At 63.9% G+C, this 24,900-nt stretch carries 24 protein-coding genes, 1 tRNA gene and 1 pseudogene; 11 read left to right on the forward strand and 15 right to left on the reverse strand.

Annotation, left to right across the window (positions count from 1 at the left end):
• Nucleotides 1-51: 51 nt before the first annotated feature.
• The 4 genes from LDZ23_RS23125 to LDZ23_RS23140 all read right to left on the reverse strand — a co-directional run bounded on the left by LDZ23_RS23125 (nt 52) and on the right by LDZ23_RS23140 (nt 5,230).
• Nucleotides 52-2,031, reverse strand: a complete 1,980-nt coding sequence (locus tag LDZ23_RS23125) for a PhoX family protein (protein WP_034472583.1) — start codon at nt 2,029-2,031, stop codon at nt 52-54.
• Between the two features lie 88 nt (nt 2,032-2,119).
• Complete coding sequence (locus LDZ23_RS23130; protein ID WP_075583525.1) at nt 2,120-2,605, reverse strand: hypothetical protein; 486 nt, start codon at nt 2,603-2,605, stop codon at nt 2,120-2,122.
• A gap of 66 nt (nt 2,606-2,671) precedes the next feature.
• Entirely contained in the window at nt 2,672-3,013 is a 342-nt protein-coding gene (locus LDZ23_RS23135; protein WP_075583526.1) for a double zinc ribbon domain-containing protein, read from the reverse strand.
• A gap of 27 nt (nt 3,014-3,040) precedes the next feature.
• On the reverse strand, nt 3,041-5,230 hold the full coding sequence (locus tag LDZ23_RS23140) for a heavy metal translocating P-type ATPase (protein WP_167561856.1): 2,190 nt from the start codon (nt 5,228-5,230) through the stop codon (nt 3,041-3,043).
• A 76-nt stretch (nt 5,231-5,306) separates the two neighbouring features.
• Between LDZ23_RS23140 and cadR the strand changes: the two genes are divergently transcribed.
• Nucleotides 5,307-5,738 carry a Cd(II)/Pb(II)-responsive transcriptional regulator gene (gene cadR / locus LDZ23_RS23145; RefSeq protein WP_008348568.1) on the forward strand — a complete coding sequence of 144 codons (432 nt, stop codon included), beginning with the start codon at nt 5,307-5,309 and terminating at the stop codon, nt 5,736-5,738.
• A 20-nt stretch (nt 5,739-5,758) separates the two neighbouring features.
• On the opposite strand, the gene LDZ23_RS23150 is transcribed toward cadR, so the two are convergent.
• From LDZ23_RS23150 to LDZ23_RS23160, 3 genes are read right to left on the reverse strand one after another with little or no spacing between them, the layout of a single operon-like run.
• Complete coding sequence (locus LDZ23_RS23150) at nt 5,759-6,787, reverse strand: alpha/beta fold hydrolase (protein WP_034472629.1); 1,029 nt, start codon at nt 6,785-6,787, stop codon at nt 5,759-5,761.
• A gap of 39 nt (nt 6,788-6,826) precedes the next feature.
• A complete protein-coding gene (locus LDZ23_RS23155) occupies nt 6,827-8,332 on the reverse strand; it encodes a M81 family metallopeptidase (protein WP_008348572.1) in 1,506 nt (501 codons plus the stop codon).
• A gap of 30 nt (nt 8,333-8,362) precedes the next feature.
• Nucleotides 8,363-9,688: an MFS transporter gene (locus tag LDZ23_RS23160; protein WP_008348574.1), complete on the reverse strand. Its 1,326-nt coding sequence runs from the start codon at nt 9,686-9,688 to the stop codon at nt 8,363-8,365.
• A gap of 135 nt (nt 9,689-9,823) precedes the next feature.
• On the opposite strand from LDZ23_RS23160, the gene LDZ23_RS23165 reads away from it, so the two are divergent.
• Nucleotides 9,824-10,783 carry a LysR family transcriptional regulator gene (locus LDZ23_RS23165; protein ID WP_008348577.1) on the forward strand — a complete coding sequence of 320 codons (960 nt, stop codon included), beginning with the start codon at nt 9,824-9,826 and terminating at the stop codon, nt 10,781-10,783.
• A 50-nt stretch (nt 10,784-10,833) separates the two neighbouring features.
• Nucleotides 10,834-11,091: a hypothetical protein gene (locus LDZ23_RS23170; protein ID WP_033536295.1), complete on the forward strand. Its 258-nt coding sequence runs from the start codon at nt 10,834-10,836 to the stop codon at nt 11,089-11,091.
• Nucleotides 11,092-11,096: 5 nt separating this feature from the next.
• On the opposite strand, the gene LDZ23_RS23175 is transcribed toward LDZ23_RS23170, so the two are convergent.
• From LDZ23_RS23175 to LDZ23_RS23185, 3 genes are all read right to left on the reverse strand, one after another.
• A complete protein-coding gene (locus LDZ23_RS23175; RefSeq protein ID WP_033536296.1) occupies nt 11,097-11,720 on the reverse strand; it encodes a YajG family lipoprotein in 624 nt (207 codons plus the stop codon).
• 152 nt (nt 11,721-11,872) lie between these two features.
• Nucleotides 11,873-14,152, reverse strand: coding sequence for a putative bifunctional diguanylate cyclase/phosphodiesterase (locus LDZ23_RS23180; protein WP_008348581.1), 2,280 nt, complete (start codon nt 14,150-14,152; stop codon nt 11,873-11,875).
• A 76-nt stretch (nt 14,153-14,228) separates the two neighbouring features.
• The gene (locus LDZ23_RS23185; RefSeq protein ID WP_200889170.1) at nt 14,229-15,233 is read right to left on the reverse strand and encodes an ATP-binding protein; all 1,005 of its coding nucleotides are present in this window, start codon (nt 15,231-15,233) and stop codon (nt 14,229-14,231) included.
• Between the two features lie 40 nt (nt 15,234-15,273).
• Between LDZ23_RS23185 and LDZ23_RS23190 the strand changes: the two genes are divergently transcribed.
• Entirely contained in the window at nt 15,274-15,621 is a 348-nt protein-coding gene (locus LDZ23_RS23190; protein WP_244808229.1) for a hypothetical protein, read from the forward strand.
• Between the two features lie 8 nt (nt 15,622-15,629).
• On the opposite strand, the gene LDZ23_RS23195 is transcribed toward LDZ23_RS23190, so the two are convergent.
• Nucleotides 15,630-15,702: transfer RNA gene (locus tag LDZ23_RS23195), tRNA-Lys, on the reverse strand.
• A 58-nt stretch (nt 15,703-15,760) separates the two neighbouring features.
• On the opposite strand from LDZ23_RS23195, the gene LDZ23_RS23200 reads away from it, so the two are divergent.
• Nucleotides 15,761-16,285, forward strand: a complete 525-nt coding sequence (locus tag LDZ23_RS23200; RefSeq protein ID WP_244808230.1) for a hypothetical protein — start codon at nt 15,761-15,763, stop codon at nt 16,283-16,285.
• 271 nt (nt 16,286-16,556) lie between these two features.
• Here the strand turns inward: LDZ23_RS23200 and LDZ23_RS23205 are convergent, their stop codons facing one another.
• Together LDZ23_RS23205 and LDZ23_RS23210 are read right to left on the reverse strand one after the other, a co-directional pair.
• Nucleotides 16,557-17,195 (reverse strand): Vgb family protein, encoded by a 639-nt coding sequence (locus tag LDZ23_RS23205; protein ID WP_008348584.1) that lies wholly within the window; start codon nt 17,193-17,195, stop codon nt 16,557-16,559.
• Between the two features lie 36 nt (nt 17,196-17,231).
• Nucleotides 17,232-18,452 carry a hypothetical protein gene (locus LDZ23_RS23210; RefSeq protein ID WP_008348586.1) on the reverse strand — a complete coding sequence of 407 codons (1,221 nt, stop codon included), beginning with the start codon at nt 18,450-18,452 and terminating at the stop codon, nt 17,232-17,234.
• A 90-nt stretch (nt 18,453-18,542) separates the two neighbouring features.
• Here LDZ23_RS23210 and LDZ23_RS23215 point away from each other — a divergent pair, with 90 nt between their 5' ends.
• Nucleotides 18,543-18,854, forward strand: coding sequence for a hypothetical protein (locus LDZ23_RS23215; protein ID WP_033536235.1), 312 nt, complete (start codon nt 18,543-18,545; stop codon nt 18,852-18,854).
• Here LDZ23_RS23215 and LDZ23_RS23220 read toward each other — a convergent pair.
• Both LDZ23_RS23220 and LDZ23_RS23225 read right to left on the reverse strand, forming a co-directional pair.
• The gene (locus LDZ23_RS23220; protein ID WP_008348589.1) at nt 18,796-19,794 is read right to left on the reverse strand and encodes an FUSC family protein; all 999 of its coding nucleotides are present in this window, start codon (nt 19,792-19,794) and stop codon (nt 18,796-18,798) included. The two genes, LDZ23_RS23215 and LDZ23_RS23220, sit on opposite strands and share 59 nt — an antisense overlap.
• Before the next feature lie 33 nt (nt 19,795-19,827).
• Nucleotides 19,828-20,118, reverse strand: a complete 291-nt coding sequence (locus LDZ23_RS23225) for a hypothetical protein (protein ID WP_162483412.1) — start codon at nt 20,116-20,118, stop codon at nt 19,828-19,830.
• Between LDZ23_RS23225 and LDZ23_RS23230 the strand changes: the two genes are divergently transcribed.
• The 5 genes and pseudogenes from LDZ23_RS23230 to LDZ23_RS23245 all read left to right on the forward strand — a co-directional run bounded on the left by LDZ23_RS23230 (nt 20,117) and on the right by LDZ23_RS23245 (nt 24,743).
• On the forward strand, nt 20,117-21,637 hold the full coding sequence (locus LDZ23_RS23230) for a methyl-accepting chemotaxis protein (RefSeq protein ID WP_008348591.1): 1,521 nt from the start codon (nt 20,117-20,119) through the stop codon (nt 21,635-21,637). The two genes, LDZ23_RS23225 and LDZ23_RS23230, sit on opposite strands and share 2 nt — an antisense overlap.
• A 295-nt stretch (nt 21,638-21,932) precedes the next feature.
• Nucleotides 21,933-22,681, forward strand: a pseudogene (locus tag LDZ23_RS34935) (MFS transporter); the annotation flags it as partial.
• Between the two features lie 90 nt (nt 22,682-22,771).
• Entirely contained in the window at nt 22,772-23,164 is a 393-nt protein-coding gene (locus LDZ23_RS34940) for an MFS transporter (protein ID WP_326929442.1), read from the forward strand.
• 353 nt (nt 23,165-23,517) lie between these two features.
• Nucleotides 23,518-24,096 carry a PAAR domain-containing protein gene (locus LDZ23_RS23240; RefSeq protein WP_051996552.1) on the forward strand — a complete coding sequence of 193 codons (579 nt, stop codon included), beginning with the start codon at nt 23,518-23,520 and terminating at the stop codon, nt 24,094-24,096.
• Nucleotides 24,096-24,743, forward strand: a complete 648-nt coding sequence (locus LDZ23_RS23245; RefSeq protein ID WP_008348594.1) for a M35 family metalloendopeptidase — start codon at nt 24,096-24,098, stop codon at nt 24,741-24,743. Before LDZ23_RS23240 ends, LDZ23_RS23245 begins: the two co-directional genes overlap by 1 nt.
• Nucleotides 24,744-24,900: the final 157 nt, after the last annotated feature.

Here is a 24,900-nt window from a genome sequence, read left to right on the forward strand (position 1 = left end):
ACGCACCTCGAAGCTACGCATCGAGGGAAGCGTTGCGCTTCCCCTGGCTCGTCAACTCAGCTTGACCGAGGTTGCATCGGCGGTCAGATAGCCCACCGCCGCGCCGTAGCGATCCTTGTAGTTCGCGCGGATCAGCGGATCGAGCGTCGCCTGCACCTTCGAATGCAGCGGCGTTTCCCAGTCGCCCGCATGCTGGAAGTTGCTCATGACGTAGGTCCAGCCGTTGATCTCGTCGACCGCGTGCAGGCCCGTCGATTCAGCGCCCGACGGCGCCGACAGAATGCGCGACAGCGACTTCGTATCGACGTTGTATGCCCACAGGAAGTTGTTGACGTGCCGGCCGCTGTCTTCGCCGATGAACAACGTGCGCAGCTTCTCGGAGAACTTGAGGTTATCCGGATTCGCGATGCGCTCCGGGTTGCCGATGTTGCCGAGCGCATCGGCGGAAATGTCTTCGCCGACGAGCGCGGCGGGCGCGGCCATGTCGACCGGAACCCATTCGCTGTTGATCGCCGCGCCGGTCAGATCCTTCTGTCCGCCCTTCAGATTGAACGCGTACACCGCGCCGGAGTTGATGGTCTTGTCGACGGCGAATTCGGCCGCGTGCGCGTCGCCCTTGACCATCGACTTGACGATCTGCGACATCGCCGAGTACACGATCTTGTCCTTCGCGTTGACCGTCGTGCCTTCGAGCTTCGTGAAGCACATGCTCGCGCCGCGCAATGCCGCGTAGCGATGCGTCTCCAGAAACGCGGCCGCCTTCTCCATGCCCGGCTTGATGCGAATCCAGTTGAACGCGCCGTTGTAGTTGATGCGCGTATAGCTCGCATCGAGCGTCGCGCCGACGGTCGCATCGCTGACGACATCCATGATGTCGGCGAGCGTCAGCGTGTTGGCGAGGTTCTCGATTTCATCGCTCGTCGCGTGGCCGAGGTTCATCCACGTCAGATTGGCCGAGCCCGCGCCCGCCGATGACGTCATCGCGCATTTCGCGACGTAAAGCGTGCCGGCCGAAAGATCAGCTTCCTTGTCCGCGACGAACATGAAGACGCCGCCGTTGGTCGCGTCGTCGCCCATCATGACGGTGCGCTTGTCGGGCATCACTTGAATCAGCTCGTGCGAGATGCGGCCGAGGCAATAGTGCTTCTTGATCGTGCCGGTGCCGTCCGGGTTGACGGTGACTTCGGGCACATGGCCGTAGTGATACGGACGGGCCTTCGTTTGATCGCCGTAAAGGTTCCGGCTATACGCGAGGAACTGCGCGTCCTTCGAGCCGAGCGCCGCATCCGGCTCGTACTCTTCGCTCGACAAATGCGTGTTCCACGGCGAGAGGCTCGCGCCGCACGTGATCCACAGACCGTTCGCCTTCGACGTATCGACGTTCGCGTAGCTCACGAGCGTCAGCTTGCCGGTGGCCGGATCCTGATCGAGCGTCAGCACGGCGATCGGCGACGGCAGGCGGCCGTACATGCTCGCGGCGTTCTGGTCGCGCGTCGTGTATTCGAACTGCACGACGGCGAACACGGCGTTGCCCTTCACGCCCTTGACGGTCGTCTTGTCGAGCTTGATGAGCGACGTGCCGTCCGGGCAGTCCGAGAAGAACTGGCGCTCCTTGCCCGCCACCGACTTGTCGATGATCGGCTGATTGTCGATATCGAAATAGCCGCCCGCGACGATGGTGCCGCCGGCCGTGTTCGGCACGACATCGCCCGTCACGAAGAACGGCTGATACGCGAGCTTGTACGCGCGATTGCTGCCGTCGCTGAAGTTCACGGTCATGGTCGAGCCGACGGTGGTCTTCGCCATCGCCGCGGGATCGGCGAGCGTCGGCGCGGCCATGCTGCTGAACGTCGCCGTGGTGAACGCAGCCGTCGACGCGGGCGCGGACGCGTTCGTCGCCGCGTTGCTGTCGCTGCCGCCGCATGCGGTGGCGAGCAGCGAAGCGGCGGTCGCGCCGCCGAGCGGCAGCATCGGTGCGCCGGCGAGAATCTTGAGAGCTTTGCGGCGGGAGAGGTCGAGTGGCAGCGCCATGTGTGGTTCGAGTCCTTGATCGTGGGTTTGTACCGGCGATGAATGTCCCTGCTTCGGGCCGTTGCAGCCCGATGTGCCGGTTGACGCGCTACTTTAGGAAAGAAATGTGAAATTTGTTTGACAGGACGCTGTAATCTCTTGATTCCTCGACCGGAACGTAGAAATGTCCGCTGAGGCTTTGCCATCGGGCCGCTGGACCGACGGTTCCGATTCCGGCGGCGGCAATTTCAACGCCAACCAGGGCGCGCATTACGTCGTCGGCAATCCGCTGACACTCGCCAAACGCACGGGCACCCTCGCCTGCACCAATCTGATGGCCACGTCGCCCGATCGGATCCGACAGCAACGCAAGCGTCACGAAGGACACCGTCTTCGCGGGCGGACAGGTCATGGGCGGCGGTATGAACGTCATGTCGCGGCTGATGGGCAACAATGCGACGCATCCTCTCATCGCGATCGTGTACGCCGCGAAGCTGCCCAACACGGGAGACGTCACCGGCGCCGTCGTGCTGGCGTGCTGGCGTGCAACCGATCGCCGCGCGACCGTTCTGATCGCATCGCGAAGAAAGGCCACTCATCAGTGGCCTTTTTTTGGCTTCCAGTCTTGCGAAGGCGGCGCGTTCCCCACACGCTCCGACAATCAAACCACGCGCTTCCCGCAACTGACGCAGTACCGCGCGCCCGCCTGGATCGACGTGCCGCACGTCGGGCATCGGCTGGGATCGAGCGGCGTGTCGCACTGCTTGCAGACGGCCGTGTCCGGCGGATTCGACTTGCGGCATTGCGGGCAGATCACATCGGGCGGCAGCGGCGGAATCGAGCCGGGATGACGGCCCCACGATTCATCGCCGTCGTATTCCTGATAGCCGTCCCGATGACGCCGGTCATGCTCTCTCCGATGGCTGCCGTGCCCGCCGTGCCCGCCGTGCCCGCCATGTCCGCCGAAGTGACCGTTCTCGAACAGCTTCCGCAAGAAACTCATGATTTGCTCCTTTTGCTGGTGAGGTGCTCAGTTGAAGCGCTTATGCAGAATGCGCAGCCCGTTGCCGACGACAAGCAGGCTTGCGCCGACATCCGCGAACACGGCCATCCACATCGAACCGAGTCCGGCCACGGCGAGCGCGAGAAACACGCCCTTCACGACGAGCGCGAACGCGATGTTCTGCACGAGAATCGCGTGCGTCGCCGACGAAAGACGGATAAACGCGGCGATCTTGCGCAGGTCGTCGTCCATCAGCGCGACGTCGGCGGTTTCGATGGCCGTATCGGTGCCCATCGCGCCCATCGCGAAACCGATGTCCGCGCGCGCCAGCGCAGGCGCGTCGTTGATGCCGTCGCCGGCCATGCCGACCGCGCCGCCGTCCGAGCCGAGACTTTCGATGGTGCGCAGCTTGTCCTCGGGCAACTGGCCCGCCTCGACGCGATCGATGCCGACCGCGCTCGCGATGGCGCGCGCCGTGTGCGGGTTATCGCCCGAGAGCATCGCCGTCTGCACGCCGAGCGCGTGAAGCCGGGCGATCGCGTCGCGGCTCGATTCCTTCACGGTGTCCGCCACGGCGAAAAGCCCGAGGACGTTGTCCGCATCGGCGAGCATCACGACGGTCCTGCCTTCACGCTCCAGCGCTTCAGCCCGGCGCTTCGCATGGCTCGCGCCGCGTCCGATGTCTTCCATCATTCGCTGATTGCCGAGCCAGTAAGCACGGCCTTCGACGACACCGCGAACGCCGCGCCCCGGCACCGCTTCGAACGCCTCCACCGCGATGCGCGGCCCGCCGTCCTGGCTCGCGGCCTGCGCGATCGCGAGCGAAACCGGATGATCGGAACGGCCCGCGAGACTCGCCGCGATCGCGCGCACGCGGCCTTCGTCCATGCTCCGGTCGAGCAGCGCGAAATGCGTCTGCACCGGCTTGCCGTGCGTGATCGTGCCGGTCTTGTCGAACGCGAGCCAGCGCAGGCGCCGTCCGCGTTCGAGAAAGGTTCCGCCCTTCACGAGGATGCCGTGCCGCGCCGCCGCGGCGAGTCCGCTGACGATCGTCACCGGCGTCGAGATGACGAGCGCGCACGGACACGCGATGACGAGCAGCACGAGCGCGCGATAGATCCACGCGTACCACAACTCGTCGAACGCGAGCGGCGGCACGACCGCGACCGCTATCGCCACGAGAAGCACGAGCGGCGTATAGATGCGCGCGAAACGATCGACGAAACGTTGCGTCGGCGCCTTCGCACCTTGCGCGCTTTCGATCGCGCGGATGATGCGCGCAAGCGTCGTGTCCTTCGCCGCCGCCGATACGCGAAACTCGAACGAGCCGGTTTCGTTGACGGTGCCCGCGAACACATCGTCGCCCGGCGACTTTTCGACGGGCAGGCTTTCGCCGGTGATCGGCGCCTGGTTGACGGCGGAGCGCCCGGACGTGACGACGCCATCCAGCGCGATGCGCTCGCCCGGCCGCACGCGCACGACGGCGCCGCGCGTGACCGCGCTCGCTTCCATCGCGCGCCACAGGCCGTCGGCTTGCAGAACGGTCGCCGTGTCGGGCGCGAGCTTCATGAGTCCCGCGATCGCGTTGCGCGCCCTTTGCAGCGACTTCGCCTCGATGAGTTCGGCGATCGTGAAAAGCGCCATGACCATCGCGGCTTCCGGCCACTGTCCGATGACCATCGCGCCGGTCACGGCGATGCTCATCAGCGCGTTGATGTTGAGGTTGCCGTTGCTGATGGCGATGAAGCCCTTGCGATACGTCGAGAAGCCGCACGAAGCGATCGCGGCGAGCGCGAGCGCGACGACGAGCCAGGACGGTCCGCCGAACCCGCTCGCAGCCTCCGACGCCGCCGCCGCAACGCACGCGAAGGCGAGCATCCACAGCGCGCGCTTGCCTGCGGGCGCGTCGTTGCGGGGTTCGGTGCGCGGCGTGAAGCCCAGTGCGCGCAACGCATCGAGAACGGATGCGAGCGCGTTGGCATCGTGTTCGACGGTCAGCACGCGACGCAGCAGATTGAACTCGACCGATCCGACTCCCGGCATGCCCGCGAGCTTCTTGCGGATCAGCGTCTCTTCGGTCGGACAATCCATCTCGTCGATGACGATCTCCGTCCGAACCGAAGCTTTCGTCTTTATTTCGTATTCCTTTAAATCATTTCGGACACGACGATCAGCCGGCTCAGGCCGGGGCTTGCCGATGCTCTCGGGACGTAACATACTGGCTCCTTTTCTTGACTTTTCCCGAATTGAACACCTTGGAGCCACTCCAGGGTCAAGAAAAAAGGATGCCGAAATGAAGATAGGGGAACTGGCGCGCATAGCGAATTGCACGCCCGATACGATCCGCTTCTACGAAAAGGAAGGGCTGATTCCGCCGCCTGCAAGGACGGACGCGAATTACCGGACTTACGACAAGACGCATGTCGAACGCCTGCGCCTTATCCGCAATTGCCGCGAGCTCGACATGACGCACGACGAAGTGCGCGCCCTGCTCTACGCATTGCAGGCGCGCTCGCCGGATTGCCGCGAAATCGATGCGCTCGTCGATGAGCATATCGGCCACGTAAGCGCGCGCATCGACGAATTGATGAGGCTGCGCGACCGGCTCACCGCATTGCGCGAGACATGCCGCGGCGAGCACGCCGTCGATTCGTGCGGGATCGTGCACGAACTGACATCGCAGAAGACGCCGGGACGCAGAACGAAGAAGTCACACGTCGGCTAGCGCTTCGTCCTGCATGCGCGTTACATGCGGCTTGCGTCGATGACCGCATCGGCGAATGCTTTCGGCGCTTCTTGCGGCAGATTGTGGCCGATGCCGCCCGCGACGTTCCGATGCTCATACTTGCCCGTGAACTTCTTGGCATACGCCGACGGATCGGGATGCGGCGCGCCGTTGGCATCGCCTTCCATCGTGATCGTGGGCACGCCGATCGTCGGCGCGCTCGCGAGACGCTGTTCGAGCGCGTCGTATTGCGCTTCGCCCTGCACGAGCCCGAGACGCCATCGATAGTTGTGAATCACCACGGCGACGTGATCGGGGTTATCGAACGATTTCGCGGAACGGTCATACGTCGCGTCGTCGAAGTTCCATTTCGGCGATGCGAGTTGCCAGATCAGCTTGTTGAAAGCGTGACGGTTCGCCTCGTAGCCCGCCTGGCCGCGCTCGGTCGCGAAGTAGAACTGATACCACCATGCGAGCTCGGCTTTCGGCGGCAGCGGCGCGCGATTCGCCTGCTGGCTGCCGATCAGATAGCCGCTCACTGAGACCATCGCCTTCACGCGTTCCGGCCACAGCGCCGCGATGATGTTCGCCGTGCGCGCGCCCCAGTCGAACGCGCCGAGCGTGGCCTGCTGAATCTTGAGCGCATCCATCAACGCGATGATGTCCACCGCGACCACCGCCTGCTGTCCGTTGCGCGGCGTGTCGGCGGAAAGAAAGCGCGTGGAGCCGTACCCGCGCAGATACGGCACGATCACGCGATAACCCTGCGCCGCGAGCATCGGCGTGACTTCCGCGAATGCGTGGATGTCGTAGGGCCAGCCGTGCAGCAGGATCACCACGGGACCGTTCGCCGGACCCGCTTCCGCATAGCCGATGTTGAGCGCGCCCGCGTCGATCTGGCGAATGCCGGCGAAGCCCGCACTCGACGATGCGCGCGGCGCGGTCTGCGCGCGCACGAGGTCGCTGAAACCGAGCTGCATCGCGCCTACACTCGCGACCGCCGTGCCGAGCAAGCGTCGGCGCCGCGCGTTGATCTGATCGTCCGGCATCTTTTGATTCTCCTTGTCCATGTAGTCGATGAAAAACGTTCACGCAGCCGATGCGCGCAGTTCGGCGAGCGTCGGCCCGAGCGGTCGCACACGCATGCGCGAATCGAGATTGCGCCAGGGCAGATCGGCCGGATCGGCGGCCATCGGGCCGGGCGCTTTCGCGACGAGCACGCGCTCGGCGATCGGCTCGAAATCGGCGCGGAAATGCACCGAGCTCTTGTTCACCAGAATCTTCATGCGCTCCGGCTCGATGCCCGCAACGCGAAAGAGATTGCGGTCGAAGACCTGCATCTTGATGCTGCTCACCGCGATACGCACGCCGCCGATACGCAGGCAAGCCGTCGGTCCCAGTTCGCCCGACATGCCATTGAGCATCGGGCCGTCGAAGCGAAAGCGGCCATCCGACAAATACTCGACTTCGAACTCGCCTTCAAGCGGCGCGTCGCCGGGCACGTTCGAGCCGCCGCCCAGCGCTATCCTGATGCGCGCGCCGACGCCCGCGCGATGCGCCGCATGCGCCGCCTTCTCGTCCCAGATAACGCCTACCGCAGCGTCGCGCGCGTCGTGGCGCAGCAGTGCGCGGACCATGCCCATCGTGTTCGAATCGCCGCCGACGCCCGGATTGTCCTGCGTATCCGCGATGATGACGGGCTTGCCCGCATCGCGGCTCGCGTCGATCGCTTCACGCGCGGCTTCATCGGGAGAGAGGAACGGCACGTTCCAGCGCGCTTCTTCGTCCACGAGTTGCGTGTATAGCTTGTCGACCGCGAAGTCCGCCGCCTCGCCGTCGAGCGCGTAGCCCCAGAACACCGGACCGCATTCGTCGAAATCCGATGCCGGAAAGCCCGGCGCGAACGACAGCGACACGACATCCTTCTCCAATGTCTCGAGCATGGCGTACATGCCGCGCGCCGGTTCGACGAGCGTGCACATGCCGTTCACCGGAATCAGAAACGGAATGCGCCGCATCGCGCGCGCGAACGGCTTCCCGTGTTCGATGCGCTTTGCCAGCAGATGCGCCGCGCGCAAGCCCGTTTCGGCCATATCGACGTGCGGATACGTGCGATACGCGACGAGTGCATCCGCGAGTTCGACCATGCGCGCCGTGACGTTCGCATGCAGGTCGAGCGAAACGACGAGCGGCATCGCATCGCCGACGATGTTGCGCACGCGCGCCAGCAGTTCGCCTTCGCCATCGTCGAGATGTTCGGCGACCATCGCGCCGTGCAGATCGAGATAGATCGCGTCGAAGCCGCCTGCCTGCACGCGATCGACGATCGCGCCCGCGATGCGCTCGTATGCGTCCTGCGTCACATGCGCCGATGCGCTCGCGCCCGCCCAGATCACCGGAATCGGCTCGTGCCCTTGCGCCTCGGCCCATTGAATGAAACCGCCGATCGGCACGTTCACGTCGCGCAGCTTGAGGACATCGTCGCCGTGCGCCATCGGCGGAAAGCCTTCGCCCTGTATGAAGCTCTGGTAGCTCGCCTTCGTCGGCGCGAAGGTGTTCGTTTCGTGCTGGAATCCTGCGATCAGAATCTTCATGACCTTGTCCTTTCGAGTATCGATTGATGTTCAGGCCGCGCGTGCCGTGGCCGCGGCAGCCGTGCGCCTGTTCGCGAGAATCAGCACGCAGGACAGCGCCGCCATGCACGCCATCACGACGAGGCCGCCGTTCGTGCTGCCGGTCGCGGACTTGACCCAGCCGATCATCGCGGGGCCCCAGAATCCGCCCGACAAGCCGATCGTGTTGATGAGCGCGATGCCGCCCGCCGCCGCCGGGCCGGAAATCGTTTCGGAAGGAATCGCCCAGAACACCGTGTAGGCCATCCACATGCAGGCGGTGGCGAGCGTGAGCAGCGCGAGCGTCGCGACGACGTTGCCGTTCGCATACGGCGTCATCACGAGCAGCGCGGCGGCGGCGAGCGCGGGCACTGCGCTGTGATAGCGGCGCTCGCCGACCTTGTCGGAACGGCGGCCCGCTGCGTACATCGCGACGGCCGCGGCGACGTACGGAATCGCGACGTACCAGCCGAGGCGGATCGTGTCGTGCATGGAGCCGCTGAGACCCTGCTCCTTGATGAGCGTCGGCAGCCAGAAGCTGATCGCGTAGATCGGAAAGATGATGCAGAAGTACGCGATCGCCAGCAGATAGATGCGCGGGTTCTTCGCGATCTCCGCGAACGATTCGATGCGATGCGACGCGCCGCCGTGATGACCGACTTCCGCCTCGACGAGCCGCTGTTCGTCCTGCGTGAGCCAGCGCGCATCGGCGGGACGATTGGCGAGCACGCGCCACACGAGCGCGCCGAGCGCGATGCACGGCAGGCCTTCGACGAGGAACATCCACTGCCAGCCCGCGAGTCCGCCGACGCCGCCGAGCGACGCAATCAGCCACGCCGACAGCGGCCCGCCGACGACACCGCCGAGCGGCCCCGCGACGAACACGAGCGCAATCGCGCGCGCCATGCGCTTAGGGCCGTACCAGTTCGAGAGGTAATAGATCATGCCTGGCGCGAAACCCGCTTCGAAGACGCCGAGCAGGAAGCGCATCGCGTAGAACGCGGGCACGTTGCGCACGAAGAGCATGCACGCCGACGTGATGCCCCACAGCACGAGAATGCGGCTGAACGTGAGACGCGCGCCGATCTTCGGCAACATCAGGTTGCTCGGAATCTCGAACAGCACATAGCCGATGAAGAAAATCCCCGCGCCGACGCCGTACGCTGCATCGGAGAAGCCGAGATCGCTTTGCATCTGAAGTTTCGCGAAGCCCACGTTCACGCGGTCCAGATACGCGAACATGTAGCACGCGATGAGGAGCGGCAGCAGCCGCCAGTTGATTCTGCTGTAGAGCGCCGAAACGGCATCGCCGCTGCGCAGGGTCTGGATCGTCGACATCCGCGTCTCCTTGTCTCGTCTTCCCTTTCTCGGGTAAGGCGATGTTGAGCGCGTGCGACCGTGCGAGCAAGAGCAACAAAGTTCACGTATCGTTGCTCTGCGAGCAACGCATTCCTTCCCATACGGACGACGACCATGCGCGAAATCAATCAGCAACGTCTGCGCTATTTCCACGAAGTGCTCACGCACGGCACGATTCGCGGCGCGGCGGATCATCTGAACACGTCGCCGTCGGTGATCGCGCGGCAGATCAAATTGCTGGAAAACGAACTCGACACGACGCTCTTCGAGCGCGAGCCGCGCGGCGTGCGGCCGACCGAAGCGGCGTTCCATCTGCTCGAATTCTGGCGCGGCTATCGTTCGCAGCAGGAGAAGTTCGAGGATCAGCTGCATGCGCTCAAAGGCCTGCAGCAAGGGCAGATTCGTCTCGCGGTGAGCGAAGGCTATGTCGATACGCTCGTCGACGATGTGCTCGCGCCGTTCTGCGCGCGCTATCCGCGCCTCGAAATCGACGTGCAGATGCTCGCGGTCGACGATCTGCTCGAAGAAGTCGCGCAGAGCCGCGCGCATATCGGGCTCGCGTACAACCCGCCGCCGCACGAGCGCATCGAGATTCGGGCAAGCTCGCCGCAGCCGGTCGTGCTGCTCGCGCGGCGCGATCATCCGCTGGCCGTGCGCGGCGGCGTCGCGCGGATTCGCGATCTGCTCGAGTATCCGCTCGCGCTGATGCCGCCCACGTTCGGCATCGGCCATGTCGTGAAGATGCTCGAAACCACCGACGATCTCGCGATCCGCCCGACGCTCACGACGAACTCGCTCGGCGCGCTGAAGCGCTTCGTGGCCGCGGAAAATTTCATGACGCTGATCGGCGAATTCGCCGCGTATCGCGAGCTCGCGAGCGGCGAGCTGACGACGATACCGGTCGCGCATCCGCTTTTCGAGAGCGCGCAGGCGAAGCTGCTCGTGAAAGCCGGACGTCCGCTCGCGGCCGGGCCGCAGGAACTGCTCGACTGGATTCTGACCCGCATGCCCATGTTCGCGCATGCGGGCGCCGCGCCCGTCAGACGAACGCGCGCTCGGGCACGTCGCAAGTGATCGCGGAACGGGGCTTGCTGCGTTACGGAAAACATCTTCAGGAGAATGCGATGAACCGCGAACCGTCAGATCCCGTGCAGCGCGCCGACGAACGCCGCGAGGCGCTCGGCGAGGGCGACGTCAAAGAAAAGAGCGATGGCACGATCGAGCAGCGCGAGCACGGCAATATCGATCCGACGCTCGTTCCGAAGGGCAAGGATCATCCCGAGCAAGGGCCGTACACGCCCGAGCACGATCTGAAGGATCCCGACACCTCGCCGGACGCAAGCGCCGACCATCCGAAAGGCAAGCGCGACTCGGAGGCGTGAAACGCCTATTGCCCGCCGTCGAGCTTCGCCTTCTCCGCCGCGATCTGATCGGCGATCTTCGCGGCGAGCGCATCGAGCGAGGAAATCGACTGAACCTCGTTGATGACGAAGCGCGCCGCGGCGCCGTAGGGCTTCGGCGCGGCCGCCGATTTCTGCCCTTTCAGTTCGCCGCTCGTGTCGATCTGCGCCGGCGCGGCGTCCGGGCTCGCCGCGAGATTGGCGAGCTGCACGGTGACATGCGTGTTGGGCGTCTTGTCGGATGAACCCATCGACGGCAACGCGGAGCCGAATCCGCTCGACAGCGTTTCGTCGAACTCCCCGCTGACGAGCCAGCCCGATGCCGGCGGCGGCGAATCCGCCGTCACATGGCAAGCGGCGAGACCTTTCCCGTTCAGCGCCTTGACGATGCCATCCGCCAGCGCCGATGCGTTCTGACCCACTTTCACCGCATTGCGCGCCGACCGCAATCGCGAGCCGAGCACATGCGACGCGCCGCTTTCACGGCTGACGGCCGTGAAGTCGCGTACCTGTATCAGTTGGCCGGCCGCGGGCGGGCACTGCGGCGCGGACTGGGCGCATGCAAGCGAGCCGATCGCGGCCAGCGCAACGCCCAGGCAAAAAATCTTCATCGGTGCTCTCCGTCGGAGAACGATCGTCGTCAACCGCCGCAGCAACACGCCCAACGCGAAGATCAGGTGGCTCATTGCGTCCATCCTCCGTTTCCGGCTCGCATCCGCGAATGCCGCGATGATAACGCCGGGCGGCCCGCGCGGGCACGCGTTTAACGCACGGTCGCGGCGTCTTCTGCGTCTGTCCGCATCATCAGGCTCGCGAGCAGGACGGGGCGGCTCAACAGAAAACCCTGCACCTTGTCGCAGCGCACGTCGCGCAGCGTGTCGAGCTGCTCCTGCGTCTCGACGCCTTCCGCGACCACCGTCACGCCGAGCTTGTGCGCGAGATCGATCACGCCTTCGACGACCGTGCGCACCATCGCGTCGGTGGCGATGTTGTCGACGAAGGATTTGTCGAGCTTCAGCACGTCCGGCCGGAAGCGCGCGAGATAGCTGAGACTCGAATAGCCGGTGCCGAAATCGTCGATGGCGATGCGTACGCCCATCGCGCGAACGTTCGACAGCACGACCTGCGCATCATCGACGTTGTCGATCAGCGCGGATTCGGTGATCTCGAGCGTGATGCGGTTCGAATCGATGCCGGCGCGCCTGATCGCGTGCCGCAGAACCGACACGAGGCGCGGATCGCGGAACTGCTTCGGCGACACGTTGAGCGCGACCGAGCAAGCCTGCGGCAGCGCGAGCGCGAGTTGCGACCCGGCCTGCACGGCCTCGCGAATGACCCAGTGCCCCGCCTCGACGATCAGCGCGCTCTCTTCGAGCACCGGCACGAACGCGCCCGGACCGAGCAGCCCGAGCTGCGGATGATTCCAGCGCAACAGCGCCTCGACACCGACAAGCGCACCGGAATCGACGCGATATTGCGGCTGATAATGCAGCACGAACTCCTTCTCGCGGATCGCGCCGTGCAGTTGCGCTTCGAGATGCGCGCGCGCGAGATCGTCCTTCTCGCGATCGCCGAACACGCGAAACGTGTTGCGGCCCGCGCGCTTCGCGGCGTACATCGCCATGTCGGCGCTGATGAAAAGCGCTTCGGGCGTGCGTCCGTGTTCGGGATAGAGCGCGACGCCGATCGAGCACGTCATCGTCACGCTCTTGCAGTCGATCTCGATCGGACGATGGCACGCGAGCGAGAGCTTGCGGCACGCGCGCTCGATGCTTTCCTGATCGAAGCTGCCGGGCAGGATCACGGTGAACTCGTCGCCGCCCGGCCGCGCGGCCACGGCGCCATCGGGCAGCGTTTCCGCGATGCGTCGCGCGATGGTGCGCAGCACCGCATCGCCGGCGATATGACCGGCCGTGTCGTTGATCGACTTGAAGCGATCGATGTCGATGAAGAGATACGCGAACGGCGCGAGCGCTTCACAGCGCTTCACGAGCGCGTCCATCATCGCGTTGCGATTGGCGAGTCCGGTGAGGCTGTCGGTGTTCGCGAGCCGATGCAGTTCCTGAAGGCGCTCGCGCTCGTCGGTGGCATCGACGCACACGCTCACGACGCGCGACACCGCGCCGTCCTCGATGACCGGATAAATATCTGCGCGCACCCAGCGCGTGCGATCGTGCTGCAGGCAGAGACGAAAATAGCTCTGCGTGGCCGCGCCCGTGTTCACGGCGGTACGCATTTCGTCGCGCAGCGCGGGCAGGTCTTCGGGATGCACGCTTTGCGACCAGGCGGTCTGATCGGCTTCGAGCGCGGACATCGGCATTTCCCACATGCGTTCGAACGCGGAGCTCACATGCAGAAGCTCGCGGAAATCGCGCGTCGCGGTCCAGAAGACGGCATCGACGTGATCTTCCATGTCCTTTTGCACGCGCGCGTTGCCGCGCAATTCGTCGATGAGATTGCGCTCCGCCGTGATGTCGCGCGACTTGCACAGCACCGCGCTCACCCGTCCGTGCTCGCCGTAGACGGGCGCGAAGGTCGACGTCCACCATTTCAGCGTGCCGTTCATCGTGCGGCAGGCTCCGGAGAACGACGTCGATTCACCCGCTTTCGCGCGTTCGAAGGCACGCCGCGCGTCGGGGCCGTCCCAGAGCGCGAGCCAGTCGACGCCGATGAGATCGTCTGCGTGATCCGCTTCGATGAGCTGCCCGCCGACCTCCGAAATGCACATGATGCGGCCTTCGAGCGACAGCAGCTTGAGACAGTCCTCGGCGATGGCGAGCAGCCCATGCGCGACCTGACGTGCGACGAAGATCTTGCGATTCGCTTCGTGCATGCGATGCACGACGAACGCCGCGCCGAAGACGAGCACGCCGAGCAACACGTTCCACGGCAGCGGCACGAAGATGGTTCCGCACGCGGCGGCGAGCACGCCGAGCGGCGCGAGACCGAGCGCACCGAAACGGCGTGCGCGTTCGATGTAAGGCCGGTTCCTGGCGATGGTCTCGCCGATGGTCCCGAGGAAATCGTTGGCGCCTCTCTGCACCGTTCTGGCCCTGTTCTAGTGATGGGTTTGATCGGTGTTTATCGGCGCGGAGAAGAAAGTCTTGAGAAAGGAACCGCTACGCCGCGGCCTGCAACGCCCCCGCGATTTCCTTCGCCAGCGCCTCCGCGCGATACGGCTTGCCGAGCAAGGTCACGTTCGGCCGCAGCACGCCATCGCGCGAGATGATGTCGCGCGTATAGCCGGAGACGTAGATCACCGGCACGGGCCGCTCCTGCGAAAACGCCCATTCCGCGAGATCGGCGCACTTCACTTTGCCGGGCATCACGACGTCGGTGAGAATCAGGTCGACGTTCACGCCGCTTTCGAGCACGCTCATCGCGGCATCGCCGTTAGCGGCGCGCAGCACCGTGTAATGCATCGCTTCGAGTATCGCGACCGTCGACATCAGCACGGCCGGATCGTCATCGACGACGAGCACCGTCGCGCCGCCCGTGTGCGCCGTCATCGCATCGACGCGCAGTTGCGCGGTTTCATCGTCGAAGCTGCGCGGAAAGAACATCTCGACCGTCGTGCCCACATCGACCGAACTCGACACCGCGATATGCCCGCCCGACTGCTTGACGAAGCCGAACACCATCGAGAGGCCGAGACCCGTGCCGTGCCCTTCCGGCTTCGTCGTGAAGAACGGCTCGAATGCGCGTTCGAGCACGTCGGGCGCCATGCCCGCGCCGGTGTCCGATGCGGACAGCTTCACGTATTCGCCCGGATGCAGATCCTTGCCCTCGCACGCCGCGGCATCGAGCGCTTCGTTCGAGCAGACGAGCGTGAGCTTGCCGTCGCCGCGCATGGCATCGCGCGCGTTGATCGCGAGATTCAGCAGCGCGTTTTCCAGTTGATTGCGGTCGACGCAGAAGTTCCATGCGTGCTCCGCGAGCAACGTGTTGATGCATACCGACGGTCCCACTGCATGCCGCAAGAGCTCGCGCATCTCTTTGAACAGGCGCTGCGGATTGATCACGACCGGCGACTGCGGTTGCCGCCGCGCGAACGACAGCAATTGCGAAGCGAGCTTCGCGCCGCGCTGCACGGCTTCCATCGCGGCGTGTACGCGCTCGGGCACGCGGCTGTCCGTCGGCGGCAAATACTGCAGCAATTGCAGGTTGCCGCTGATCGCCTGCAGCGTGTTCGTTGAAGTCGTGCGCGACGCCGCCCGTCATCGCGCCGAGCGCTTCCATTTTCAGGCTCTGACGCAATTGCGCCTCCACCGCGATGCGCGCGGCCACGGCTTCGGAGATCTTGTCTTCGAGACCGCGCGTCAGTTCCCGCAAGGTCTCTTCGGCGATCCTGCGATCGTGAATGTCGATGATGACGCCGGGAAAGCGCATTGGTGTGCCGGTTTCGTCGTGGTCGCAGCGGCCGGTGGCGAGAATCCAGGTCCATCGCGCATCGCCGGAAAGGATGCGGTATTCGGCGCGAAACGGCTCGCCGTGCTGCAGCGTGCCGTGTGATGCCGATATGGGCCGTACTGGATTCGAACCAGTGACCAACGGATTAAAAGTCCGCTGCTCTACCAACTGAGCTAACGGCCCGGCTCGCCCGATCTCCGCCCGGCACGATAAGCCCCCTGACGCGTTCCAGATCCTCGGGATGGATCTTCGCGAACGCCGCCTCGATCGGCATGCCGCGCGCCACTTCGTCGAGCGAAAACGAAAACGTGCGCGCGAAGCGCTCATCGCCTTTCACGCGATTGTCGGGAATGTCCCACACGAACGTGCCGAGCACCGCGCCGGAATTGAGCGCCAGTTGCAAGCGCTCATCGGCTTCGCGAAACGCGCGTTCGGCTTCGGCGCGCGTGCGTTCGAGCAGCACGCGCCCGGTCGTTTCGACGACGATCGCGAGCACGCCGACGGGCACGCCTTCGTTCGACGCGACCGGGCTGTAATGCAGATCGAGCCACACTTGCGCATCGCGACCGTCGCGCGGCAACGTAAAGCTCATGTCGCGATACGAAAGCGATTCTCCGCGCAGTCCCGTATCGAGCACATTGCGATTGAACTCGGCCGCCTCGGGCCACGCCGCTTCGATCGGCATGCCGAGAATGCGCGGATGACGCCCGCCCGAAAAATGCGCGTATGCGTCGTTATAGAGCAGCGTGCCTTCGTCGCCCCATAGCACGGCCATCGGCAACGCGTTGCGCAGCATCATCTGCACGACGGAGCGCAACACTTGCGGCCATGCGTCGATGGGACCGAGCGGCGTCGCGCGCCAGTCGTAGTCGCGAATGGCGCGCGCTGTTTCGCCGACCCAGGAATCGAGCTGACGGTGATCGGAGATATTCGAAGTCAAAACCGGCCTTAACTGTCTGAAGAATCGCGTGGTCGTTCGCGAATTCGACAGCATAAAGGCTATTCGTTCAGACCTGAAGCGCTACCCGCCATGCCTCTTATCCGCGCTTCGGTTTGCGCACCGCGCGCACCTTGCCCGTGCGCCCGCCGCCGCAGAAAAAGCGGTCGCGTCCATCCGATTCGAGTCCCGACACGCCCACGCCTTCGGGCATGTCGAGCCGCTCGATGACTTCGCCCGATTGCGCATCGATGTGCCGCAACTCGCTTTCGTCGCCTTCCCACGTCGCGTGCCACAGTTCGCCGTCGATCCACGTCACGCCCGTCACGAAGCGATTCGACTCGATCGTGCGCAGGATCGCGCCATCGTCCGGATCGATCTGATGAATCTTGCGTTCGTTGTACTGCCCGACCCAGAGCGTGCCCTCGGCCCACGCGAGCCCCGAGTCCGCGCCGCCGCCCGGCGCGGGAATCGTCGACACGACGCGACCGGTTCGCGGATCGATCTTCTGGATGCGGTCCTCGGCGATCTGAAACAGATGCTCGCCGTCGAACGCGGTGCCCGCATGCGCCGCGACCTTGAGCGTTCGCGCCTTCTCGCCGCTTTCGGGATCGAAGGCGTTGAGCGTATCGCCGGCGGCGAACCACACATGCTCGCCGTCATACGTGACGCCATGCACGCCGTCGATATCCGGAAAAGGCCCATATTCGCGGATGATTTCCGCCTTCGCGCGTTTCATCGCCGTCCTCCTGATGATTGATTCGATGGCTTCATGCTAATCACTCGCGAGATCGACGGGGAGTAACAAGGCCGTCGCGAATCCGGGCATCGGCGGCGTGGTCCAGCGGCGCGCACGGCCGCGACCGAATGATTGCACCTTGCCGCTCGCGGCGAGCGCATCGAGCGATCGCTGCACCGTGCGCTGACTCGCGCCAAGCGCAATGGCGAGCGCGGAGCTGGACCACGATTCGCCATCGGCGAGAAACGCGAGCAGCGGCGCATGTTCGTCTTCGACGGGCAACGCGAGCACCGCAACGTCGCGCGCGTGACGCGGCTTCAGCACGAAGCCGCGCGGCGTCGCATCGATGTTCGCGTGTGCGCGCAGCATCGTGCGCAGCCGGCCCATCTCGACGCGCAAGCGCGCGCGATGCGTTTCGTCCGCTTCACGAATGCGAAACGCGCGCAGGATCAGCGCGTCGCGAGGCACATCGCCGGGCCACGCTTGCGCGAGCATGCGCGCGAGCGTGAAGAGCACGGGGCGCGTCGCGAGCGACATCGACGTGCCGTTTTCGCGCACGCAAAGACGGCACGCATCGACGACGAAGGCATTCGATGCGAACAGCGCTTCGACTTCATCGAGCCGGAGCAGCCGCTCTTCGCCCTGCGCGATGAGACGCGCGGCGGGCGCGTTGAGGATGCGCCACGCGCTGTCGACTTCGGCGGCGAGCGCGGGAATCGCAGCCTCACGCGCGGCGAGCGTCGCGCGTTCGAGCGCCGCGCGCGCCGCGTGGGTCTGCAGACGGCGCATCGCGATGCCCGCGTCGATGAGTTCATGCGCGGCCCGCGATGCAGCGGGCAGCGCCGCATGATCCAGTTCGTCGAGCATGCGTTGCGCATCGTCGATCCGTCCGATGAGAAGCGCGCGCCGCACTTCGAGATAGCGCGCGTGCGCGGCGTTGACGTGATCGCCGTGCGCTTCGAGAATCGCGCGCGCATGATCGAGCGCCTTCGCGGGCCACGCGAGATCGCGCGATGCGAGCGCGATTTCCGCTTCCGCAACGATGCAGCGCGAACGCGCCAGCGCCTCTTTCGCGCCGAACGCGCGCGCCGCGCTTTTGACGAGCGCGCGCGCCCGAACGAAGTCGCCGAGCTGCGCCATTGCGATGCCGCGCAACGCGAGCGCATTCGCATCCTCGCGCAACGCGATGCGATTCAGCGCGCCGAGCGGATCACCCGCCGCGAGCGCGCGCGCCGCCGCCGTGATCAGCGAATCCATGCGAATCCCGACACACTTGTCACTCCTTTGCCGTGCACGGCCGCGACTAATCTAACACCGTACTCGACGCGCCTTGGCAGGAAGGACATCATGAACATCGAACGAGAGAGCAGCCGCTTCGTCGCGATAATCGCGCTCGTCGTCGTGGCGAGCGTGATCGCGTTTCATGCGATGCACATACCGATGTCATCGATGAGCGAGTGGCCGATGCCCGGCGGCTGGATGTCATCGCCCGCCTTCACGCCGATGTGCGGCCGCGCATGGTTGCGCGCGATGGCGGCGTTCATCGGCATGTGGCTCGCGATCGTGAAGGCGACGCTCTTCGTCTTCGATCCGCGGACATTCAACGCGACATGCGACGCGCCAGCACATGCGCGCCCAGCACGCACACGATGCCGATGACTCCGCCCGCGAGCACATGCGTGAGCCGCTCGAACGCATCGGCGGCGGACTGATTCGCCAGCATGATTGCAAGCGCAACGAACATGCAGCGAAAGAAGTATCCGACGATATAGCGCTGAAATGCGACGAGCGTGAGGAACGCGGCGAGCGTCGCGAGCGTGACGGCCATGCCCGAATGCGGCACGACGAAGCGCCCGAGCACGATGCCGATCGGCACGCCCGCGATCACGCCCCACGCGCGGTTCCGCAGCTTCGTGCGCGCCGTATCGACCGAACCGGTGACGATGCTCGCCGCGCCCCAGATCACCCAGTTCGCGTGATCCATGTGCGCGTACACGACCATCATCGCGGCAATGCCGACGCTTGCGAGCATCGCCGCGAGGTCTTCGCCGAAGGGCGCGCGTTCGCCGAAATCATCGAGATTGGACCAGCGTGACGCGGGCTTGCCACGCGAGCGCATATGCGCCGACAACATCGCTGGCACGAGCGCGGCAAGGAGATAAGGCAACCAGGCGGGCGCGGCGTGCAACAACGCATCGACGGTGCGTCCGCCGTGCAGTTCGTTCGCGAGAATGAGCACAGGAATGAAAGTCCAGTTGCCGACCGTGCGAAGTTTCGACCCGCGCGATGCCAGCAGAATCACGCACGCCGCGAGCGTCATGCACGCAACGACGAAGAACGCCGGCACGAGTTCGGCAAGCAGCAGCAGATACGTCCCGGCGATGACCGCGAGTCCGTGCGCGACGACGCCAGGCGGTCTCAACGCGAGCTGGTCTTGCGCGATGGTCGTGGCGATCGCGAGCAGCGACGCCTTCATCCATAGCGCGTTGCCGGTGGCGAGCGCAAGCGCGACGAAAGGCAGCAGCGCGATCGTCGCGTGCGCGAGCGGCCAGAACTTGATCTCGCTGGCGATACGAAGATGCGGTGCATCGGCGGACATGCGCTGTGGCCTCTTCGTGAGTTCGCATGAAGTTTAGTCGTCGATCCGGGCCGATGTGAACAATCGCTTGCAATGCGCCGTCGATTCCCGGTTCGCTCCGGCAAACCCTTGAAACAAGGCTTCTTCGCATGACCGTGCTAAAACATCATTTAAACGTTTTCTAAAGGACTTTGCGCTGCGGTCGTTATACAGATCAGCCGATGCACTCATCGGCGGCGCGGCAGACGAAGCATCGCCGTCACCGCTCGCGCACGCGCCCTTGCGATGCAGCCACCTTGAGAGAGCTATGTTTTCCACAATCAAAGGCCGACTGGCCTTGGCCATGATGCTTCTGAGCGCACTTCTGATCGCGGTCGGCATGGTCGGACTGATCGGCATGACTCAGTCCAACACAGTCACGCACGACCTCTTCACGAATGAAATGCCGAGCGCGGTATCGGTCGGCAATGCGGAAATGTTCGTGGCGCGCGAGCGTCTCTCCTTCGATCGGGCGGCGCTGAACGTGGGCACGCCCGCGGCGGAAGAAGCGATCGGACGCGGCGCGTTGATGCGCAAGTCTTCCGACGAAGCCTGGACGAAGTACTCCGGATTGCCGCAGGGCCCGGAAGAGAAAGTGCTCGCCGAGAAGTTCGGCGCGCAGCGTCTCGCAGTGCAGAAGCTGCTCGACGAAGGCTATGCCGATATACGCGCGCAGGATCAGGCGAAGATCGTCGCCGATGCGAACGCGATGCAGGTCTCGTTCAACGAGCTGGCGAAGACGGGCATCTCGCTGCGCAAGCTGCAATTCGATCAGGCGAAAGCCGCCTATGACAACGGCCAGCAAGTCTTCGGCATGTTCCGCATGGCGTCGATCATCGCGATCCTCGTGGGCATCGCCGCTTCGTTCTATTCGTGGGTGTCGCTGCGCCGTCGCATTTCGCGTCCGCTCGATGTGGCGCTTGCGCAGTTCGATGCGATCGCGAGCGGCGATTTGCGCAGCAACGTGAAAGTGACGTCGAACGACGAAATGGGCCAGTTGTTGCGCGGTCTCGCGACGATGCAATCGAGCCTCATCGATACGGTGCGCACTGTGCGCGGCGGCAGTGAGTCGATTGCGTCCGCAACCAAGCAGATCGCGGCGGGCAATGTGGATCTTTCGTCGCGCACCGAAGAACAGGCGTCGGCGCTTCAGGAAACCGCGTCGAGCATGGATCAGCTGACCGGCACGGTCAAGCAGAACGCCGACAACGCGCGCCAGGCGAGCGTGCTTGCTGCGAATGCGTCGGAGATCGCGGGCAAGGGCAGCCATGTCGTGTCGCAGGTCGTGACGACGATGGGCGAGATCAACCATAGCTCGTCGAAGATCGCGGACATCATCACGATCATCGAAGGCATTGCGTTCCAGACGAACATTCTCGCGTTGAACGCAGCCGTCGAAGCGGCGCGCGCCGGTGAAGAAGGCCGCGGCTTCGCGGTCGTCGCTGGGGAAGTGCGCTCGCTCGCACAGCGTTCGTCGGCGGCGGCGAAAGAGATCAAGGAGCTGATCGACAACTCCGTCGAGCGCGTGCAATCGGGCGCCGCGCTCGTCGATGAAGCCGGCCGCACGATGACGGAGATCAGCACGGCGGTGCAGCGTGTGACCGACATCATGGGCGAGATCGCGGCGGCGTCGGAAGAGCAAAGCAGCGGCATCGAGCAAGTGGCGCGCGCCGTCACGCAGATGGATGAAGTGACGCAACAGAACGCGGCGCTCGTCGAGGAAGCGGCGGCGGCTGCGCAATCGCTGGAAGATCAGGCGGGCGCATTGCGCACGGCGGTGGAGACCTTCCGTCTTCACGATGAAGGCATGCGCGCGACGGTCTGACGCCTTTTCGCGTCTCGATGATGCACGGCTCGCGATCCTTCGGGACGCGAGCCGTTTGTCTTTTGCCGAGCCATAACCGCCGGTAATCACCTCATGAGGCGAATTCAATAGACGGCTATCGCTGTTTTCGCGAGACTGCGGAGCGTCGGATCGACATGCGGTCCGTCCTCGATAAAAGAGCGCGCGCAACGAATCAGCCAGCGCGCAACAAGCCTCGGAGGAGACATAGAAGATGCTGCATCGACCCAGAGTCACCCGCTCCGTGCTCGCGCTGATGTGCGCGATGTCGTTCATCATGTATCTCGATCGCGTGAACCTGTCCGCTGCGGCGGGCCTCATACGCGACGATCTTCATCTCACCAATACCGACGTCGGCCTCGTGTTCGGCGCGTTCGCCTATACGTATGCGATCTGCCAGGTGATCGGCGGATGGTTCAGCGATCGATTCGGCGCGAAGACGACGCTCGTGCTGTGCGCGTCGATCTGGATCGTCGCGACGATCGCGACGGGTTTCGCGGGCGGCGTCGTGTCGCTGTTCTGCGCGCGCATGTTGCTCGGCGTCGGCGAAGGCGCGGCGCTGCCGGCGCAGGCGCGCGCGCTCGTCAACTGGTATCCGGCGAGCAAGCGCGGCTTCGTGAAGGGGTCACGCATTCGTTCTCGCGTCTTGGCAACGCGCTTACGCCGCCGTTGATCGCGTTGCTGGTCGCGTTCGCTTCGTGGCGTGCGTCCTTCGTGCTCGTCGGCGCGCTGACGGCCGTGTGGGTGATCGTTTATGCGTGGTACTTCGCGGACAATCCGCGCAAGCATCGGCATATGACGGCCGAGGAAGAAGCGGAGTTGCCGCCGGAGAACAAGGTCGCCGTCGACAAGACGCGCGAACCGACGCCGTGGGGACGCCTGCTCAAGCGCATCTCGCCGACGATGCTCGTCTACTTCTGCTATGGCTGGACCGGCTGGCTCTTCTTCACGTGGCTGCCGACGTTCTTCATGCATGGACGCGGGCTCGATCTGAAGAGTTCGGCGTTGTTTTCGGCGGGCGTGTTCTTGTCGGGCGTCGTCGGGAATACGGCGGGCGGCGTGATCTCCGATCGCATTCTGAAGCGCACGGGCAGCGTGGTTTCGGCGCGGCGCAACATGATCATCGTCGCGTTTCTCGGGGCGCTCGTGTTTCTCGCGCCGGTGATGTTCGTGAAGTCGCTGCCGGTCATGGCTGCTTCGATGAGCCTGTCGTTCTTCTTTCTCGAGATGACGATTGGACCGATCTGGGCCGTGCCGATGGACATCACGCCGAAACATGTCGGGATTGCCAGCGGGCTGGTGAATGCGGGGTCCGCTATCGCGGGGATTTTCTCGCCGATCGTGTTCGGGTTTGTCGTCGATCGGACCGGGAGTTGGACTTTGCCGTTCGCTGGATCGTTGGGGTTGCTCGCGGTTGGCATCGTGATGACGTTTTTTATGCGGCCGGATATTGCGTTGGATAGCGCTGGTGCGGCGGCTTCTGGGAGGGAGTTGGGGTTTGCGGAGTAGCGGGTTTTTGCGGTCATTCGGCTGTTCGGATTTCTTTCGCTGGATCCCGGTTTCGTCCCCGGTCGTCGCTAAACACAGCGGCCGGGGTGACGTCAAGCATCGCCACCACGTCCGTCGAAGGATGCTATTCCGATGTTGCAATCTCGGACGGCGCTCACCTATCGACTGCAAATTCACCATTGCGCAGTCACGTTGCATTCAAGCATACGCCCGGGTAGATCATCTCTTCTGACACGGCTTGTCCATCGTTTTCGAAAGTATCGTAGCTCGTCAACATAAAGTTACGCCAATCTATTCCGTCGGATACCTAAATCCGCTACGTTCGTTATCTCCGACAAAACAGATTGACGAACATGCAAGAACGCGACGTACTCGATGGCCGGGGCACGAGCAGTGAGCTTTCCATTGCTGGATCCGCCATGCGTAAAGCCGCAATACGAGAGGGCGATCCAACGACAACAGGTGGCTATGTCATCGCTGGTACATCAACAATTCGCGACGGCAAGAGAAAGGTTGCTCTCAGCGACGACCAAGCGACATGCGGGAACTGCGAAGGCACTTACAAAATACATGGGACCGGACAGGGCATAAAGGAGAAGGGCCGTCATGCGGTGGTTGATAACGATATCGTGCTCTGTCCATGCAAACAGAATCGAGTCGTAATCGGGAAGAGACCGGGCATTTTCCTCAAGAGCGGCGCGGGTAGTGGCAACACGCACGGCGCGAGCATGCCAACCATCGCTTCCGTTTTCGACGAACAATACGTCTTTCGCGACAGAACGAACGGTCGCCCCCTCGCTAACGTGTTCTATCGCCTGGTCAGCAGCAACGGCGTGACCGTGGAAGGTGTGACAGACCAAGCAGGACGGACGCAACGCATCAAAACCAGCTTAACCGAAAAAGTCGTGGTCGAGATTGAAGAAGCAGAATAATGGCAAAAGAGATATTTGAAGTTCATTCCTCGATGACTAACGCGGTCAAAGGCTCGTCCGTGGATGTGTATGTCAATACGCAGCGCATCTGCCCGAACATGACCAATGCGCAATTTAGGGAATTGGTCTTCTCTTGCAGAGACGAAGCGGTTCAGATGACTGATGCCCGTCTGAACGACCTTCGCCGATGGAATCAGGCGGACGAAGCGCGTGTCGACATATGGTTCGGGAGATGTGACGAAACGACTCGACAAACTCTGATCAGGGGCCTTTCTGCCATCTCGCGCGTTCTTAAGACTTTGAAGGCCGAAAACTTTGTGCGATGGGACCCCGATCACGCTACACATATTTCGTGCTCACCAAACTTGAGTAACGCCCTTGGCGCAGTGGCGGAAGTATGTGCCCCAGATACGGAGACGCACACCATCGCGATACGCGAGGCCTTCTGCGAAATGCGATCGGTGTCATATGCAAAGGACTCGATGGTTTCCACACTGATCCATGAGGCTAGTCACTTCAACGACACTATGGCGACCAAAGATTGGAGATACTTCATGAGAGAGTGCCTTCCGCTCGGCAAGACCAACCCAGAACAAGCCATCGAGAATGCAGACAGCATTGCCGGTTATGTCATCTACAGTATGTAAAGCAGTATCGAGTCTGCTTCTCGCCGCGTCGACAGGTGTGCTCGCCTGCGTTCCAAGCGAGAACTTCGACATCTACTTCAATCAGGACAGCGCGGAGGTCCCGACCGCGGAAGTGCTTCGGCTCGCAGGGTGGGTAGCAAAACAGCAGTTGGCGTAT

The sequence above is a fragment of the Caballeronia zhejiangensis genome (genome assembly GCF_022879815.1).
GTDB lineage: Bacteria > Pseudomonadota > Gammaproteobacteria > Burkholderiales > Burkholderiaceae > Caballeronia > Caballeronia zhejiangensis.